This is a genomic window from Haloprofundus sp. MHR1 (assembly GCF_005155585.1).
GTDB lineage: Archaea > Halobacteriota > Halobacteria > Halobacteriales > Haloferacaceae > Haloprofundus > Haloprofundus halophilus.
The window spans coordinates 760,405-776,064 of sequence record NZ_CP039833.1 but is presented as its reverse complement, the minus strand read 5'-3'; the positions used below and the strand labels follow the sequence as shown (position 1 = coordinate 776,064).

Annotated in this window: 17 protein-coding genes; 12 read left to right on the top strand and 5 right to left on the bottom strand. The window is 67.2% G+C overall.

Features of this window, described 5'->3' with window-relative positions:
* Positions 1-49 precede the first annotated feature (49 nt).
* The 3 genes from FCF25_RS03835 (at position 50) to FCF25_RS03825 (ending at position 2,917) form a co-directional block, all read left to right on the top strand.
* Entirely contained in the window at positions 50-1,189 is a 1,140-nt protein-coding gene (locus FCF25_RS03835; RefSeq protein WP_137047378.1) for an AI-2E family transporter, read from the top strand.
* A 126-nt stretch (positions 1,190-1,315) separates the two neighbouring features.
* Positions 1,316-2,620 carry a sodium:proton antiporter gene (locus tag FCF25_RS03830; RefSeq protein ID WP_137047377.1) on the top strand — a complete coding sequence of 435 codons (1,305 nt, stop codon included), beginning with the start codon at positions 1,316-1,318 and terminating at the stop codon, positions 2,618-2,620.
* A gap of 72 nt (positions 2,621-2,692) precedes the next feature.
* On the top strand, positions 2,693-2,917 hold the full coding sequence (locus FCF25_RS03825; RefSeq protein WP_117594853.1) for a hypothetical protein: 225 nt from the start codon (positions 2,693-2,695) through the stop codon (positions 2,915-2,917).
* Between the two features lie 199 nt (positions 2,918-3,116).
* On the opposite strand, the gene FCF25_RS03820 is transcribed toward FCF25_RS03825, so the two are convergent.
* Positions 3,117-3,464, bottom strand: a complete 348-nt coding sequence (locus FCF25_RS03820; protein ID WP_117594852.1) for a KTSC domain-containing protein — start codon at positions 3,462-3,464, stop codon at positions 3,117-3,119.
* 124 nt (positions 3,465-3,588) lie between these two features.
* Here FCF25_RS03820 and FCF25_RS03815 point away from each other — a divergent pair, with 124 nt between their 5' ends.
* The 7 genes from FCF25_RS03815 (at position 3,589) to FCF25_RS03785 (ending at position 9,292) form a co-directional block, all read left to right on the top strand.
* Positions 3,589-4,254 carry a helix-turn-helix domain-containing protein gene (locus FCF25_RS03815; protein ID WP_137047376.1) on the top strand — a complete coding sequence of 222 codons (666 nt, stop codon included), beginning with the start codon at positions 3,589-3,591 and terminating at the stop codon, positions 4,252-4,254.
* A gap of 96 nt (positions 4,255-4,350) precedes the next feature.
* Positions 4,351-4,746 carry a HalOD1 output domain-containing protein gene (locus FCF25_RS03810; protein WP_137047375.1) on the top strand — a complete coding sequence of 132 codons (396 nt, stop codon included), beginning with the start codon at positions 4,351-4,353 and terminating at the stop codon, positions 4,744-4,746.
* Between the two features lie 91 nt (positions 4,747-4,837).
* A complete protein-coding gene (locus FCF25_RS03805) occupies positions 4,838-5,161 on the top strand; it encodes a multidrug efflux SMR transporter (RefSeq protein ID WP_117594849.1) in 324 nt (107 codons plus the stop codon).
* Between the two features lie 64 nt (positions 5,162-5,225).
* On the top strand, positions 5,226-6,287 hold the full coding sequence (locus tag FCF25_RS03800; protein ID WP_137047374.1) for a nitrous oxide reductase family maturation protein NosD: 1,062 nt from the start codon (positions 5,226-5,228) through the stop codon (positions 6,285-6,287).
* Positions 6,288-6,382: 95 nt separating this feature from the next.
* Positions 6,383-6,772: a pyridoxamine 5'-phosphate oxidase family protein gene (locus tag FCF25_RS03795; RefSeq protein WP_117594847.1), complete on the top strand. Its 390-nt coding sequence runs from the start codon at positions 6,383-6,385 to the stop codon at positions 6,770-6,772.
* 231 nt (positions 6,773-7,003) lie between these two features.
* A complete protein-coding gene (locus FCF25_RS03790) occupies positions 7,004-8,236 on the top strand; it encodes a low temperature requirement protein A (protein WP_137047373.1) in 1,233 nt (410 codons plus the stop codon).
* 96 nt (positions 8,237-8,332) lie between these two features.
* A complete protein-coding gene (locus tag FCF25_RS03785) occupies positions 8,333-9,292 on the top strand; it encodes a QueT transporter family protein (protein ID WP_217353091.1) in 960 nt (319 codons plus the stop codon).
* Between the two features lie 36 nt (positions 9,293-9,328).
* Here FCF25_RS03785 and FCF25_RS03780 read toward each other — a convergent pair whose 3' ends face one another.
* Positions 9,329-10,540 carry a S9 family peptidase gene (locus tag FCF25_RS03780; RefSeq protein WP_137047372.1) on the bottom strand — a complete coding sequence of 404 codons (1,212 nt, stop codon included), beginning with the start codon at positions 10,538-10,540 and terminating at the stop codon, positions 9,329-9,331.
* Between the two features lie 307 nt (positions 10,541-10,847).
* Between FCF25_RS03780 and FCF25_RS03775 the strand changes: the two genes are divergently transcribed.
* Positions 10,848-11,816 carry an ROK family protein gene (locus FCF25_RS03775; protein WP_168191201.1) on the top strand — a complete coding sequence of 323 codons (969 nt, stop codon included), beginning with the start codon at positions 10,848-10,850 and terminating at the stop codon, positions 11,814-11,816.
* Positions 11,817-11,836: 20 nt separating this feature from the next.
* Here FCF25_RS03775 and FCF25_RS03770 read toward each other — a convergent pair whose 3' ends face one another.
* The gene (locus FCF25_RS03770; RefSeq protein ID WP_137047370.1) at positions 11,837-12,877 is read right to left on the bottom strand and encodes a hypothetical protein; all 1,041 of its coding nucleotides are present in this window, start codon (positions 12,875-12,877) and stop codon (positions 11,837-11,839) included.
* 149 nt (positions 12,878-13,026) lie between these two features.
* On the opposite strand from FCF25_RS03770, the gene FCF25_RS03765 reads away from it, so the two are divergent.
* The gene (locus FCF25_RS03765) at positions 13,027-14,679 is read left to right on the top strand and encodes a spermidine synthase (protein WP_137047369.1); all 1,653 of its coding nucleotides are present in this window, start codon (positions 13,027-13,029) and stop codon (positions 14,677-14,679) included.
* Positions 14,680-14,716: 37 nt separating this feature from the next.
* On the opposite strand, the gene FCF25_RS03760 is transcribed toward FCF25_RS03765, so the two are convergent.
* Positions 14,717-14,995, bottom strand: a complete 279-nt coding sequence (locus FCF25_RS03760) for a hypothetical protein (RefSeq protein WP_117594841.1) — start codon at positions 14,993-14,995, stop codon at positions 14,717-14,719.
* Positions 14,996-15,148: 153 nt separating this feature from the next.
* Positions 15,149-15,343 (bottom strand): cold-shock protein, encoded by a 195-nt coding sequence (locus tag FCF25_RS03755; RefSeq protein WP_117594840.1) that lies wholly within the window; start codon positions 15,341-15,343, stop codon positions 15,149-15,151.
* Between the last annotated feature and the right edge of the window lie 317 nt (positions 15,344-15,660).

Genomic DNA, 15,660 nt, shown 5'->3' with positions numbered 1-15,660 from the left:
GATAAAATCTCACCCCCACCGGTTTCAACCTCGGCGTCGTATTCGGGGTATGTTCGCCGATATCGACACGTCGCTCTCGCGGACTACCGTCGGGTGGTGGTTACTGACGTTCGCGCTCGCGGCGATGCTGGCGTTCGTCGCGTACTCGTTCGTCGGGACGCTCGTTCTCGGTCTGTTCGCGTACTACGGGACGCGCCCGCTGTACCGACGCGTTCGAACGGTGACGCCGTCCGACGGACTGGCGGCCATCTCGACGCTGCTGCTCACGCTGTTACCGCTGTTTCTCGTCGTCGCCGTCGTCGCCGTCGTCGGACTCAACGAACTCAGTTCGGTCACCGGCGGGCAGATGGAGGCGCTGCTGCAAGCGCTACCGGGGAATCAGAACCAAGAACAGGTGCAGTCGATGCTCGACCAGCCGAGACGCGTCGTCGACGCCGTCCGCGGCGGACAGGTCCAGGGGATGCTCACCGCGAGCGTCGGCGTGCTGGGCGCGGTGGCGAACGGGTTGCTCCACCTCTCGCTCTCCTTCGCCATCGGGTACTTTCTGCTCCGCGACGGCGACCAGGTCGCCGACTGGTTCCGCTCGGACGTCGCCGAACCCGGAACCGCGGCGTACGGATACGTGACCGCCGTCGACAGGGACCTGGAGACGCTGTACTTCGGCAACATCCTGCTCATCTTCGTCGTCGCGGTGCTGGCGACGGGCGTCTACCACGCGTACAACCTCGTCGCACCGGACCCGGTCACGATTCCGCTCGCGGCGCTTCTCGCGCTTCTGACCGGGCTCGCGACGCTCGTTCCCATCGTCGTCGGCAAGCTCGTCTACATCCCGCTCGTGTTGGCGCTTCTCGTCCGGGCGTTTCAGGCGTCAGGCAACCTCGTCGTCTACCCGCTCGGCCTCCTCGTCGTCTCGTTTCTGCTTCTCGACATCCTCCCGCAGACCGTCCTCCGGCCGTACATCTCCGGGCGGAAGATCCACACCGGCCTCGTGATGTTCTCGTACATCATGGGGACGATGCTGTTCGGGTGGTACGGACTGTTCCTCGGCCCGCTCGTGTTGGTGCTGTCGCTGCAGTTGATTCGTATCGCCTTCGCCGAACTGCTTCACGGCGAGTCGGTGTCCCCCGAGACGACGATGGAGGCTCTCGGGTCGAGTCCGGAGACGGACGCCGACGTCAGCGGCGAGTGAGCACGGGCGGCTTCGACGCAGCTTTCGACGAACTTTTCGACGAACTTTTCGACGCACCTTTCGACACTCGTCACCCTTCGAGCGACCGCCCCATCTGTTTTCGTCCTGCTCGATGTACGGAGGGCTATGGCCGTCGAACCGTACGTCGTCGCGGTCACCGTTCTCGGACTCGCGTTGCTCGGCGTCGCCGTCATGCCCAGAGTCGTCTCCGAGCGGCCGGTATCGCTGCCGATGTTCTACGTCGTCTTGGGTGCGGTCGTGTTCTCGCTTCCGGTCGGGTTACCCGCACCCGACCCGCTGGCGTACGGCACCGTCGCGGAGAAACTCACCGAACTCGGCGTCGTCCTCGCGCTGATGAGCGCCGGGCTGAAACTCGACCGCGCGCCGACTCTCAGGGGATGGGCGTCGACGTGGCGACTGCTCGCCGTCACGATGCCGCTGTCCATCGCCGCCGCCGCGTTGCTCGGGTGGGGCGTCGCCGGCTTCGCGATTCCGACGGCCGCGCTGCTCGGAGCGGTCGTCGCGCCGACCGACCCCGTTCTCGCCTCGGAAGTGCAGGTCGAACCGCCCGGCGAGAGCGACGAGGCCGAGATGGCCGAGGGGCAACCGGGAAAGGCCGACGAGGTCCGGTTCGCGCTCACCTCCGAGGCGGGGCTCAACGACAGCTTCGCCTTCCCCTTCACCTACCTCGCCATCGCGCTGGCGACGAAGGGACTCGCACCCGAGAACTGGTTCGGCGACTGGCTTGCCGTCGACGTCGCCTACCGAATCGTCGTGGGGCTGCTCGGCGGCGTAGTCGTCGGCTACCTCCTCGCGACGCTCGTCTTCCGCGTCACCGCCGAGACGCGACTCGCCCAGAGCGTCGAGGGACTCGAAGCGCTCGGCGGGACGCTCCTCGCCTACGGCGTCACCGAGTTGGTCGGCGGGTACGGCTTCCTCGCCGTCTTCGTCGCGGCGCTGGTGCTCCGGGGCGTCGAGCGTCGCCACGACTACAACGACACGCTGCACAGCGTCGCCGAGAAGGGCGAACAAGCGATGATGACCGTCGTCATGGTGCTGTTCGGCGGCGCGCTCGTCACGGGACTGCTCGACCCGCTCACGCTCGTCGACGTCGCCGTCGCACTGGTGGTCGTCCTGCTCCTCCGCCCGCTGGCCGGTGTCGTCGGTCTCCTCGGGTTCAGCCGCGACTGGCGCGAGCGCGCCGCCATTGCGTTCTTCGGCATCCGCGGTATCGGGTCGTTCTACTACCTCGCGTACGCGATGGAGAGCGCCGCGTTCCCCGAGGAGTCGAGGCTGTGGGCGCTCGTCGGCTGTATCGTGCTCGTCTCCGTGGTCGTCCACGGCGTGACGGCGACGCCGGCCGTCGACTGGGTCTCGGACCGTATCGCGGCCCGGAACCGCGGTCCGCACGCCGAAGAGGAGCACGCCTGAGGGCCGCGGAGACGCGGAGGCGACCGCCGTCCGGCCCCGTCGCTTACGTGGCTGGAGGCCGTATCCTGTCGTATGTCGGACGACAATCCAACCGACGGGAAGAGAGGCGGAAGCAGATTCGACCGACTCAACCTCCTGTCGCTGCTCGCCCAGGCGGGACTGGCGTGGAAGCGCGGTAACAAGAAGCGCGCGGGACTGCTCTTGGGTGCCGCGACCATCGCGCGGAAGAGCCGAAAGCTCTCGTACGCGATACAGGGTGCGCTGACGCTCGACAGCCTCCGCAAGCGGATGAAGTAGTCGACGGCCCGTCGCGGCCGCGGTTCCGCCGAGTTCGTCGCGGTCGCGGCTCCGCCGAGTTCGTCGCGGTCGCGGCTCCGCCGAGTTCGTCGCGGTCGCGGCTCCGCCGAGTTCGTCGCGGTCGCGGTTCCAGGCGGGTCCGCCGCGAGTCGAGGGAGGTTGACCCGGGTCGCGACGAGTCGACCGTGAGGCCGCTCACCTACAGAATCCGACGGTAATCGTACTCACCTCGGATGTTGTCGTGGAAGTACCGTCCGCGAGAGGACGCGCGGAGCAGTTCCTCGTACGTCTCCTCGGCAACGCTCTCGTACCGGTAGACGCCGCCGCTGTGAAACGCCAGTTCGAGCGCGCCGGCCTCCTCGTCGTAACCGACGCTCCGCAGACTGCTCGAACTCACCGGCAGGCGCGTCCGCACGACGTGCTTGAGACCGTCGTACGGGACGTACCCCACCTGCCGGTCGTCGCCGTCGTACAACATCACCCCGTGGTCGTGCTCTCTGACCTCGGCGCACTCTACCTCGCGCCCGTCCTTCGTCACCGCTTTCATGTGTCGGGACACGACGCCGAGAGCCGTCAATCGTCGCCCTGACCGCCGTTCGGTTCGGCCCGGAGACTGTCAGATATCAGGGAGAACAGACAACGGTATCTACCCGCGGGTCTACCCGACGGGTATGAGTGTGAACGTCACGTTCACCGTTCCCACGGCCGCTTGCGCGTTGGGGCGTTCGATCGGCGACGACCCGGGAACGCGCATCGAAATCGACAGAATCGTTCCGACGGGGGACACGGTAATACCCTTCTTCTGGCTGCTCGACGGCGACTGCGACGCGTTCACGTCGTCTGCGCGAGACGAACCGGCTATCGACCGGATCAGCGTCGTCGACCGGGTGGACGAGGGAGCGCTGCTGAGCGCGCGCTGGAACCACGGAGCCGCAGGGACGCTCCGCGGCATCGTACAGACCGACGGGACGCTCCTCGAGGCGCGAGCCAACCACGCCGAGTGGCACTTCTCGGTTCGGTTCGACGGAGGCGACGACGCGGCCGCGTTCAGGCAGTTCTGCCGCGAGAACGAGGTTCCCATCTCGCTCACGCGCGTCTCGGCCGCCGCCGACCGACGGAGCGACCCGCTCGGCGAGATGACGGCCGAACAACGCGAGGCGATGGCCGTCGCCTACCGCGCCGGCTACTTCGACGAGCCTCGGCGAGTCACGCTCGACGAACTCGCGGCGAAGTTCGGCATCTCGCCGCGCGCCGTCGCGGGACGGCTCCGACGCGGACAGGCGAAACTCATCGAAGCGACGGGGCTCGCCGACGACACTCGGACGAACCGGGCGTAGGCGGGGGACCCAGCCAGTTTCCCGGCCACACGTATAAATGGCTTCACGAGTGAATGACCAACTCCAACCGGGCTCGACGCTTACCTTCGAGCGACGATGACGCCACCCGACGACGAACCGAACATCACCCAGTCGTCCGGAGGACACGGCGGGAACGACGGCCCGCCGAACTCCTTCCTCGGCGAGTCCGGCTACGGTGCAGCGGCGAGCGTCGACAAACCGCCGACGACCGCCGTCGAGTACGAGATACACGACGGGCAGACGCTGAGTGAGGCCGTCGTCTCGGCCGTCGCCGAAGCGGAGGGTCGCTCGCCGCTCGACCTCCACGAACCGCTGTACGACTGGGTCGACCCGGACGCGCTCGACGCGGTGTTCCGACCGACGAGAGACGACTTACCGACCGACCGACTACTCTCCTTTCGAGCTTACGGCCGCGAGGTGACTATCGTCGACACGCGGACCGTACACGTCTCCGAGCCGCTCGACGCCTGAGCGAAGAGAGAGCGTCGTCGACGGAGACCGACGGGCGCGACGACGGGCCGCGAACGTCAGCGTCATGTGCCGTTCGGTCGGAGATAGACGCATGTCTTGGTTGTTGCTCCTCGTCGCGGGTGCGTTCGAGATAGTGTGGGCGCTCGGACTGAAGTACACCGACGGATTCACCGAGTTCTGGCCGAGCGTCGGCACTCTCGCGGCCATGGGAGTGAGCGTCTACCTGCTCGCACAGGCCGTCGAGAACCTCCCCGTCGGCACCGCCTACGCCGTCTGGACCGGCGTCGGCGCGGCCGGCACCGCCATCGCGGGCATCTACCTGTTCGACGAACCGTTCACCGCCGCGCGCGTCGGCTTCGTCGGGCTCATCGTTCTCGGCGTCGTCGGTCTGCAAGCGAGCGGCGCGGGCCACTGACGACGGGCAAACACTCTTTTTCCCCGTCGTAGACCAGAGCGTATGACCGGGGGTCGGCGCCGCAGTGGCGACTAGCAAAGTCGTTCTCGCCGTCGCCGTCGTCTGTCTCTCGCAGGCGTGTCTCGGCGTCGGTCCGACGCAGGTCGATTCGGGCGCGACGCCGATTAGCGACTGTAGGGAACTCGACGAACCGGGACGGTACGAACTGACGCGGAACCTCACGACCGACGTCGGACAGTGCCTCGTCGTCACCGCGAGCGACGTCGTCGTCGACGGCGGCGGCCACGCGGTGCGCGGCGAGGGCCGGTTCGGCACCGCGGGCGTCGTCGTCGGGTCGTGGGAGCGACAGACGAGAAACGTCACCGTGCGGAATCTCGCCGTCGCGAACTGGGACGACTCGGTTCGCGCGACTCGGGTCTCGAACCTGCGCGTCGACGGCGTCGTGGCACGGGAGAGTCGGGTCGGGTTCGCGCTTCGGGCGGTCACCGAGAGCGTCGTCTCGTCCGCGACGGCGACGCGGAACAGCGTTTACGGCGTCTCGCTGTCGGACCGAAGCCGTTCGAACCGACTGCGAAACGTCGCCGCGACCGAGAACGCGCTGTTCGGCGTCCACCTCGTCGGCGACGCGACGAACACGACGCTGACGGGCGTGCTGACGGCGCGAAACGACCACGGTGTCGCCCTCGTCGGGAGTCGGAACACGACGATTCGAGACAGTCGCGCCGTCTCGAACCGCGTCGCCGGTATCTGGAGTTCCGCCGCGCGGGGGACGCGCGTGACGAACACGACGCTGACGAACCGGCTGTACGGCGTCGCGCTGGCCGACGGGACCACCGAGACGACGCTCGACGGCAACACCGTCGTCGACAACGCCGTCGGGGTTCGACTGCGCGACAGCGACCGCAACCGAGTGCTGAACAACGACGTCCGGAACAACCGCGACGGCGTCCTCCTCATCGAGAGCGACGCCTCGCTCGTCGCCCGTAACGACCTGCGGAACAACAGTCGCGCCGTCACGCTCCTGTCGTCGGACGACGGCCGTGTCGTGGAGAACACGCTGGCCGGCAACGAACGGGGCGTCGTCGTTCGCCGCGGAAGCGAGAACGTCACCGTCGCGGACAACTGAGGAGAACGTCACGGACAACTGAGGAGAACGTCACGAACAACTGAGAGCGGCACGCGACGACGGACTGTTTTCTCGGTGGCGCACCTATCGCCGGTATGAGCGACACGGTTCCGCCGGAAGTCGAGGAACGGATCACCGCGAAGCCGACGATGGCGCACGTCGCGACCTGCGTCGACGGACGACCGCACGTCGCACCCGTCTGGTACCACTACGACGACGGAGCGCTCGAACTGCTGACGACGGGCAAGAAACTCGAAAACGTCCGGCGAAATCCGCGCGTCGCCGTCTCGATACAGGAGGACGACGCCGGCGAGGCGAAGTGGCGCGTCACGCTCCTCGGCACGGCGACGGTGGTCGACGACGACGAGGAGACCGCCGCCGCGGCGCGTCGTATCAATCCGAAGTACGGGGCGGAACCGGACGCGTGGTCCGGGAACACGCTCGTTCGTATCGACATCGGAACGACGACGTACGAGTCGTACTGAGGAGGGAGGGAACGCCGAGGGCGAACGGAGTTCTGGGAGAGAGACGCCGACGCGGAACGGCTGCCGGCGGGATTGGCGGACCACTGGCGGAGGGCGAGCCCGCGCGTGGGCGTTTGCCGCCTCCGAGAGCAATCGCGATGGTGTGAGTGTCCCCCGCGGTAGCCTACGACACGGTTATCTCGGTCGGTAGACTCTAGACGTTAGTCGAAAATCGCTGGACTCCGGACAGCCATGAAGACGAAATTCTCGTTCTCGCGGGGACTGGGGCGGCCGCTCTCAGTGTACACCGACGAGGGCGAGCCGGTGCGGCACGCGACGTGGCTCGAACTGTTCTTCGACCTCGTCTTCGTCGTCGCCATCGCCGAGTTGGCGAGACACCTCCACTCGAACCTGACGCCGCTGGAGGTCGGTCACTTCGCCGTGCAGTTCCTGCTCGTCTGGTGGGTGTGGTTGGCGTACAGCTACTACGCGGACCTCTACGACACGACCGACACGTTCTCGCGGCTGGCGATGATCGTCGCGATGTTCCTCGTCATCTTCCTGTCGGAGACGGTCCCCGGCGGACTCCACGGCGGGTCGTTCACGTTCGCGCTCGCCATCTTCCTCCTGCGGCTGTTCCTGACGGGGCTCTACCTCCGCGCGCGCAGCATGGACATCGAGGCGAAGACGTTCCACAACTACTGGATCGCGTCCGACGCGCTGACGACCCTCGTCTGGGGGCTCTCGCTTCTCGTCCCGCCGCCGGGGCGCTACGGGCTCTGGATCGCCTCGTTCGTCATCAGTATCGCCGGCGTGTTCGTCGTCTACCTCGGGTTCAACGCGGTGCTCGTGCAAGTGTCGCACTTCCCGGAGCGACTGGGACTCATGACGATACTGGTCCTCGGCGAGACCATCATCGCGGTGTCGGTCGGCACCGACCTCCGGACGACCGTCGCCGGGTTCAACCCGATGGGCGTAATCATCGCCGCCTTCGGCTTCTCCATCTCGGTCAGCGCGTGGTGGCTCTACTTCCGCCACTTCGACGAACGCCTCATCGACCGCCTCCTGCGGACCGAGTCCGACGACTGGCTCCGGGCAAGAGAGCGCGGCCTCGTCTACGTTTTCAGCCACTACTTCGTCCACGCGGGCATCGTCGCGGCGGGGGTAGGGGTCGGCGCTGCCATCGAGGCGACGATACACCACCACGCGTTCGGCCTCGGTGGCCTCCTCGCGCTCTGTCTCGGGACGGCGGCGTTCATGCTCGGGAGCGGCGTCTGCCACCGCGCGACGCCGTCCACGATAGACAGTCGAGTGTTCAGAGCGCGAGTCGGGATGACGGCGGTACTCTGTGCGCTCGTCCTCGTCGGCGAGATGTTCGCGCCGGTCGTCCTCGTCGCCGTCATTTCGCTCGTCTTCGTCGCCGCCGTCGTCTTCGAGGAGCGCCAACCGGGGCGAAAAACGACTCCGACGGGGGTGAAGGCGTGAAGGCGACGAGCGTGGCGCGGCGAGAGAGGTGCGAAACGAGTGCAGAAGGGTGTGAAACGAGCGCAGAACGAACGCGGACGACGAGAGTGATTCGAGATGGACGAGATAATCGAGATGTGGAAAGACGTGCGGATGGTGATGCTGACCGTCGTCGTCGCGGCGGTGTACGCGGCGGCGCTGATTCCGTCGCAGGGGTTCGTCATCGTCCCGCACCTGACGACGGTCCGACCGGGGAACGTCTTCCCGGTCGTGTTCAGCCTGCTGTTCGGCCCGGCGGCCGCGTGGGGGTCGGCGTTCGGCAATCTCTTCAGCGACGCGTTCAGCGGCACGCTCACCTGGGGGTCGGCGTTCGGGTTCGTCGGGAACTTCTTCTACGGCTTCGTCGCCTACCGTCTCTGGGGGAATCTCGGGCGACTCTCCAGCGGTGAGGAGCCGACGATGCGCTCGGGGGGACAGCTCGTCGAGTTCCTCCTGATAGCGTTCGCCGCCTCGGCGCTGACGGCGGCCATCATCGCGTGGGGCGTCGACCTGCTCGGACTCGTCCCGTTCTCGGTGTTGGCGGTCATCATCACGCTCAACAACTTCGTCGCCGTCGCGCTGCTGGGACCGCCGCTTCTGTACCTGCTCTACCCCCGGGTCAAAGAGGCGGGACTGCTCTACACCGACTTGTTGGCGAGAGACGACCCCCGGGTCGTCTCGCGGCGACAGCGCACGGCCGCGATGGGGCTCGCCGCCGTCGCCGTCGGGTGGACCGTCACGGGGGTCGCCGTCGGCATCTTCGTCGAAGGGGTTCCGTTCGGGACGATGCTCGGCAGCGAGGCGGCCGTCGGCGGGTCGACGCTGGAGGCAGCGCTCGGGGGTGTGTCCTTCGTTCTCGCCCTCGGATTCGCGGCGCTCACCGTCGAACGACTCTCGGCACTCGGCGGCAACCGAGAGGGTGCACCGGTCGAGGAACTCGTCGAAGCACCCCGCGACGACGTGACTCTCGACGCGTTCGACGACGCCGTCGGCGAGGTCGTCGACGAGTCCGCAGACGAGCCGGGCGACGGGACGTAGAGCGGTACGTCTCGGCTCGCCGCGGGTGCGCGTCTCTCACTCGTTGTCGAGCGTCCCGTCGAGCCAGTCGTACAGTTCGCCGTGTGCAAGCGAGAGATTCCCGACCTGGCAGTGTTCACCCGCGCCTTCCTCGGTGGTGAACACCCGCGTCGTCGTCGGCCCCGCGACGGCGTCGGCGAACTCGTAGACGAGCGAGAGCGGCATCAGGTGGTCGTCCTCGCCCGCGAGCGCGAGCGTCGGGCAGGTGATTCGGTCGGCGACGTCGCGCAGCGAGTACTCCCGGAGCGTCCGCCGGAGGTTCGCGGCGTCGGTACCGAACACCCACCGAGAGTTCTCCATCCGCCAGCGCGAACCGGCGTCGAAGCGCGCGCCGAGCGACGCCATCGCGTTGACGAGCGCCCCGGGGGCGTAGTCGACGAGCGCGGCGAGTCGTTCCTGGCCGTCCGCCGCCGCCGCCCAGAGGTCGAAACAGTGGTCGAAGGCGACCACCGCGGCGATTCGGTCGTCGAACGCCGCCGCCCGCGGCGCGTAGTAGCCGCCCATGCTCGCGCCGACGACGCCGATTCGGTCGGCGTCGACGCGCGGGTCGTCGACGAGCGCGTCGAGAACCGGGCCGAGAACGTTCTCCCAGTCGGATCGCGCTTTCAGGTTCTCCAGGCGGAGCGGCGCGCCCTGGCCTGGGCCGTCGAAGATGAGACAGGCGTACCCGCGTTCGAGCGCGGCCGGGACGCCGCAGAGAAAGTACAGCTCTTCGGCGAGCGAGTCGAAACCGCCGAGACAGACGACGGTCGGCCGTTCGGCGTCGGTATCGTGGTCGTCGGTCGACTGTTCGGGCGCGAACAGGTAGCCCGGCAGCGTCGTCCCCTCGAACGGTATCTCGACCTGTTCGACCGACGTGTCGAGATAGTCGAGCGCGCGTCGAAACGCCTTCCGACCGCGTTCGTACGCCGGGACGCGACGAGCATCGTCGCCGTCCAGAAAGAACTCCGCCGTCCGGTAGTAGTTCTGCGCCCGCAGAAACGCGTCTCGGGCCGTCTCGTCGTGGTCCTGCGCCTCGGCGTACTCGCCGGCGACGGCGACGCGGTCCGCGGTCCGTCGCCACTCCGTGTACCACGCCTCGAAGTCGGTGCCGTCGATTCGTTCGACGGTCGCCAGGCACTCGCCCGGCTCGGCCCCGCGGTACGTCGCGTACGCCATCGTCCGGAGCGTCTGATAGTCGAACGTCGGGTCCGAGAAGTGAACGCGCATGCGGTTGGTACCCAGCAGTGGGTGATAACAGTTCATGCTGACCGTGACGCTCTCCAGAGCGTGACGGAGAGTCGACCTTCGGAGTCCGGACGTGGCAGTCCGACGCCTCTGCCGCACCGACGCGAAGGAGTCGGTCCACACGGTGAGCCCGGATACAGCCCATTCTGCGATATCAATTTCGGCGGTCCGTTTCGACCGGCCGTCTCTCGCCTCGCTGGGGGAAAGGCACCCGCAGTCATCGAGAAACCTCCCCCTTCCCGGCGATAAGTTGCGCATACTGAAACGGACGTGCGTTGCAGTCGAAGTAGTGAGTTCAGCGACCAACCTCGTCGTCGTCGACATCGGGAGTACGCGTCTACGATACGGCAGGGGGACGGAGAGAGGTCCCGTGGCGGTTCGCGCGGAACCGACCCGCGCCGACGCGCTGACCGAGCAGTTGCTCGTCGCCGTCGAGGACGTTCGTGCTCGGTCTCCGGGACCGATTCAGGGCGTCTCGGTCTCGACGACGGGGCTCGTCGACGCCGAGCGCGGCGTCATCGCCGAGTTCGACGCCAACGACGGGACGAGAAGATACGACGTTCGGCTGGCCGAGGCCGTCGAGGACGCGTTCGGCCTGCCGACGGCCGTCCAGAACGACTGTACCGCCGCCGCGCTGGGCGAGTACCGGTTCGGGGAGGGCCGCGGCTACGACTCCGTCGCACACGTCACCTTCGGAACCGGTATCGGCGCGGGGGTCGTCGAAGACGGTCGACCGATACGTGGCGAGCGGGGTTACGCCGCCGAAGTCGGGTTGTTCTCCATTCGCGCCGACGGTGAGTTGTCGAGCACGGGCGTCCGCGGCGCGTGGGAAGCGTACTGCTCGGGGCGGGGGATTCCGAACTTCGCCCGGCAACTGCTCGCCGAAGGCGGAGAGGCGTCGTCGCTGCGCGAACTCGACGAGATAACCGCGCTGGACGTGTTCGCCGCCGCGGACGACGGCGACGACGTGGCCGAGACGCTGCTCGACCGGATTGCCCGCTACAACGCCGCGGGTGTCGGCACGCTCGTCAACGCGTACGACCCGGGGGTCGTGACGCTCGGCGGCTCCGTGGCGCTCGAGAACGCCGAGTGGATGCTCTCGGGAATCCGAGAGCACCTCGACGACTACGTCCTCGCCGCAGACCCTCCGCCGGTGGAACTCACGACGCTCGGCGAGGACATCGAACTGTACGGGGCGACCGCGGAGTTGCTCGGTCCGAGGCCCGAGACGTCGTCGGTCGGACAGGCCGGCGACTGACCGAATCCGGCCACCTCGGGCTACTCTTTGCTCTCGTCGAGCGCTCGGCTGTACTCCTCGTACAGGTCGTCGTCGAGGAGCTCCCGCAGTGTTCCCTCGTCGGCCTCGTCGTCTCCTCCCGCCAGCCCGTACGCGAGGCCGAACCCGCCGCCCAGAATCGCGCCGGTTCGGGACGTTCCGAGGCCGAGGTCGTCGTCCGTCGCACGACCCGCCCCCAGCTCGGCTCCGCGGGCGACGAGGTCGGCGTCGACACCCGCGAGCCAGTGGGCGTACTCCTCGGGGGTCAGCGTCTCGGCGAGGTACGTCGACGCGCCGAGCAGACTGCCGAGTGCGGCACCGTCGAGGTTCGTCCGGTGCGCGTTCGCCGCCGCCATCCCGCGAGAGCGACGAGCCATCTCCAACGGGTCGACGTCGTCGAAAACGGTGTTCTCGTGACTGCTCGCGTACGCGCCGACGGCGCCACCGCCCAGCACCGCCCCCGAGAGCAGGACGGCCGTCGAGTAGCCGGCGGTGAGCGCGGGGTTCGCGAGCGTCACACCGGTCGCCAGGCCCCACAACGCCGCCTGCTTCGGGTCGGCGTTTCGCGCGGTGTACTTCAGTTCGGCCACCCCCGACCGGGCGCGTCCGCGAACGCGAGCGAGCGGCCGTCCGGTCGTGTCGGCGCTCCGCGTCGGGAGGGGCGCGTCGTCGTCGACGTCGGCGGCCGTCTCGTCGGTCGTCTCTACGGGCGGGTCGTCGCCGCGGTCGGCTGACGGCGTTGAGGACTCGACCGCGCCGAGTCCGCTCGCGACCCGATTTCGGAGGCCGCCGACCGTCGACTGGAGGCGGTCGACCGCGCCGCCGTCGTCGGAGCCGAGCGTCACCGGGACGACCTCCTCGTCGTCGTCGAGCTCGGAGATGCCGGGTCGCTCCCCCTGCCGGATGGAGAGTTCGACGAGTCGGGCTCGGAGGTCGGCGGCGTCGGTCGATTCTCTCACCGCGTCGTCGACCGCTTCGCGGCGGTCTGCGGAGAGTTCGCCGAGCAGCGTCGACAGCGTCTCCAGTCGCGTGGTGTCGGTCATCGCCGTGTGTACGGTCTCGCGAGAGGTAAGCGCGGGGGTCGCACGAGCGTCGGCGACCGTGTTCGACCGTCCGTGACCGCGTTCGAGTTCGGGCTGCCCGCGGGCGTACCCGTCGAACAGTTATGGCGACGCGCTCCTTTCGGTGTGTCATGAGCACGTCTCGCTCCTTCGACTCTCTCCGACTCTCGAAGCCGGAACTGGCGGTGTTCGTCTCCGGGGTCGCCAGTATGGGGCTGGAGATTCTCGCCGGACGGATGATCGCACCGCAGTTCGGTAGCAGCATCTACACGTGGGGCGGTATCATCGGCGTCTTCCTCGCCGCACTCAGCTACGGCTACCACCGCGGGGGGAAGCTCGCGGCCCGGCAGGCGACGAACGACCGCATGGCGCGCGTGTTTCTGCTGACGGCGGCGTACGTCGCCGGGCTCATCTTCCTCGGAGACCTGCTGTTGCGGGCGACGTCCGGATTTCCGCTGCCGAGCCGGTTCGCCTCGCTGCCGGCCATCACGCTGCTGTTCGGCCCGCCGACGTATCTACTCGGCTACATCAGCCCGTACGCGGCCGAACTCTCGGCGAAAGAGAGCCTGGGAGAGGCGTCGGGCCACGTCTACGCGCTCGGGACCATCGGGAGCATCGTCGGTGCGTTCGCGACGACGTACTTTCTCATCCCGTCGCTCGGCGTCGAGCAGATAGCGCTCATCTTCGGACTGCTCTCGGTGGCGACGGCGGTCGTCCTCGCCCGTCCCGGTGTCGGTCGGGACCAAGCCGTAGCGAGCGGGTTCGTCGTCGTTCTCCTCCTCGCCGCCATCGGAAGCGGGGCGGCCGGACTCTCCGTCGAGGGCCGCGTCGTCTACGAGACGCAGACGCCGTATCAGGAGCTTCAGGTCGTCGACCTCGGCGACACGCGGACGCTGTATCTCGACGGCCAGCGACACAGCGCGATGGACAAGAGCGACCCCGACCGTCACGTCTTCGACTACACCCGGTACTTTCACCTCCCGCTCCTGATGACCAACGACGTCGACCGCGTGCTGTTCGTCGGCGGCGGTGGGTTCACCGGTCCGAAGCGGTTCGCCGAGGACTACGACGTCACCGTCGACGTGGCCGAAATCGACCCCGAGGTCATCGACGCCGCCGAGCGGTACTTCGACGTCGAGGAGTCCGAGAACCTGAACGTCTACAACACCGGGGGGCGGCAGTATCTCCAGGAGACGAATCGGACGTACGACCTCATCGTCCTCGACGCCTACCAGAAGGACAAGGTGCCGTTCGAGTTGACCACCGAGGAGTTCATGCGACTCGCGGACAGTCGGCTCTCGGAGGACGGCGTCCTGTTCGCCAACGTCATCTCCGCACCCACCGGCCCGGCGTCGAAGTTCTACCGCGCGGAGTACAAGACGATGTCACAGGTGTTCCCGCACGTGTACAGCTTCCCGACGGCCGGGGGCGGAGTCGTCCAGAACATCGAGGTCGTCGCCACGAAGAACGGCTCTGTCGTCACCGAAGAACAGTTGCTCGCGCGAAACGACCGGAGGAACATCGGTATCGACCTCGAAAGCGAGATTCGGAACTACCAGCGGACGACCGAGACGGGCGACGTGCCCGTGCTGCGCGACGACCGTGCACCCGTCGACAGTCTGCTGGACCCGATGGTCGGCCAGCGGTACGTGATTCAACAGTCGAACGAGTCGGGGTCCTCGAACGAGACGCCGTCTCTCGTCGCGAGCGGCCCGGGACGGTACGCGGCCGGCGTGCAGACGCCCTCGGTACTACCGGTCGCCGCCTCGGTTCGGCGGCAGTAGCGAGCGGTCGTTCGGCGGTGGCGAGGACGACGGCACGTCACCGTAAGTTCATCTGTCTGGCCGTCTCCGCGGCGTGTTCCGCGACCTGGTCGATGCTCGCGTCGGACTGTTCGGCGAGCACGCGCGTCAGCATGCCGAGCTGCTGGCTGGCCATCTCCTGCAGTCGCTCCTCGTCGACGTCGTTGGCGAAGTAGAACTCGTTCTCTCCGTCGCCGACGAGGCCGACGTAGAGCGAGACGGCGTCGGTCTCGCGGACGGCCGCCGCCGCCTGCTGTTTTACGCGTTCGAACTCCAGTTCGTCGTTCGCGTCACTCATGGTTTTCGTTGGCGTCGCGCGTCCAAAAGGCTCCGCACCGATAGTCGGGTCCGTCGAAGCGCGCCGAGTCCGCACGGAGCAGTCGCTCGCCGAGCGGAGCGTCGAAAGAAGTGAAGTCAGTTATACCGCCTCGTCGGCGGCGTGAAACCCTCGTTAGTTGCGGACGACGTTCGTCGCGCGCGGACCTTTCGGGGCCTGTTCGATGTCGAATTCGATCTCAGTTCCTTCCGTAAGGTCCTCGCCGCCAACGTCTTCCATGTGGAAGAACACGTCCTCGTCGGAGTCCTCAGTCGTGATGAAACCGTAACCGCCCGTGTCGTTGAAGAAGTCAACCGTACCGTTTGCCATTACGACCAAACACAACCGGAGCACACGGATAAGGGTTGGCATTCGTCCTCCGAAGAACCTCGAATGGAGTCGAGTGTTTCGTAGTTCTCCAGTTTTGTAGCCGTTCGACCACCTATGCGGTCCGAACTCGAAACGGTATTCGATTCGTCACAACGGGTAATGGCTTCCGTAGTATCTCCGGTTCTCAACTTCGGTAACCGACGGCCGGAACCGGGACGTGTAGCGTAACGCAGTAATCGGACGGAAAACAGCGCCCGGCAGGTAGCGACGAGAAGTGGACGAACAGAACCGTCGCAACTCCACTCTTCGACCCGTCT

What these genes read in the sequence shown, in the direction of transcription:
- FCF25_RS03785 (WP_217353091.1), top strand. Translation starts at nt 8,333, where the DNA reads ATGGACGAGATAATCGAGATGTGGAAAGACGTGCGGATGGTGATGCTG.
- FCF25_RS03830 (WP_137047377.1), top strand. Translation starts at nt 1,316, where the DNA reads ATGGCCGTCGAACCGTACGTCGTCGCGGTCACCGTTCTCGGACTCGCG.
- FCF25_RS03755 (WP_117594840.1), bottom strand. Translation starts at nt 15,343, where the DNA reads ATGGCAAACGGTACGGTTGACTTCTTCAACGACACGGGCGGTTACGGT.
- FCF25_RS03825 (WP_117594853.1), top strand. Translation starts at nt 2,693, where the DNA reads ATGTCGGACGACAATCCAACCGACGGGAAGAGAGGCGGAAGCAGATTC.
- FCF25_RS03815 (WP_137047376.1), top strand. Translation starts at nt 3,589, where the DNA reads ATGAGTGTGAACGTCACGTTCACCGTTCCCACGGCCGCTTGCGCGTTG.
- FCF25_RS03795 (WP_117594847.1), top strand. Translation starts at nt 6,383, where the DNA reads ATGAGCGACACGGTTCCGCCGGAAGTCGAGGAACGGATCACCGCGAAG.
- FCF25_RS03790 (WP_137047373.1), top strand. Translation starts at nt 7,004, where the DNA reads ATGAAGACGAAATTCTCGTTCTCGCGGGGACTGGGGCGGCCGCTCTCA.
- FCF25_RS03765 (WP_137047369.1), top strand. Translation starts at nt 13,027, where the DNA reads ATGAGCACGTCTCGCTCCTTCGACTCTCTCCGACTCTCGAAGCCGGAA.
- FCF25_RS03810 (WP_137047375.1), top strand. Translation starts at nt 4,351, where the DNA reads ATGACGCCACCCGACGACGAACCGAACATCACCCAGTCGTCCGGAGGA.
- FCF25_RS03780 (WP_137047372.1), bottom strand. Translation starts at nt 10,540, where the DNA reads ATGCGCGTTCACTTCTCGGACCCGACGTTCGACTATCAGACGCTCCGG.
- FCF25_RS03760 (WP_117594841.1), bottom strand. Translation starts at nt 14,995, where the DNA reads ATGAGTGACGCGAACGACGAACTGGAGTTCGAACGCGTAAAACAGCAG.
- FCF25_RS03835 (WP_137047378.1), top strand. Translation starts at nt 50, where the DNA reads ATGTTCGCCGATATCGACACGTCGCTCTCGCGGACTACCGTCGGGTGG.
- FCF25_RS03770 (WP_137047370.1), bottom strand. Translation starts at nt 12,877, where the DNA reads ATGACCGACACCACGCGACTGGAGACGCTGTCGACGCTGCTCGGCGAA.
- FCF25_RS03805 (WP_117594849.1), top strand. Translation starts at nt 4,838, where the DNA reads ATGTCTTGGTTGTTGCTCCTCGTCGCGGGTGCGTTCGAGATAGTGTGG.
- FCF25_RS03820 (WP_117594852.1), bottom strand. Translation starts at nt 3,464, where the DNA reads ATGAAAGCGGTGACGAAGGACGGGCGCGAGGTAGAGTGCGCCGAGGTC.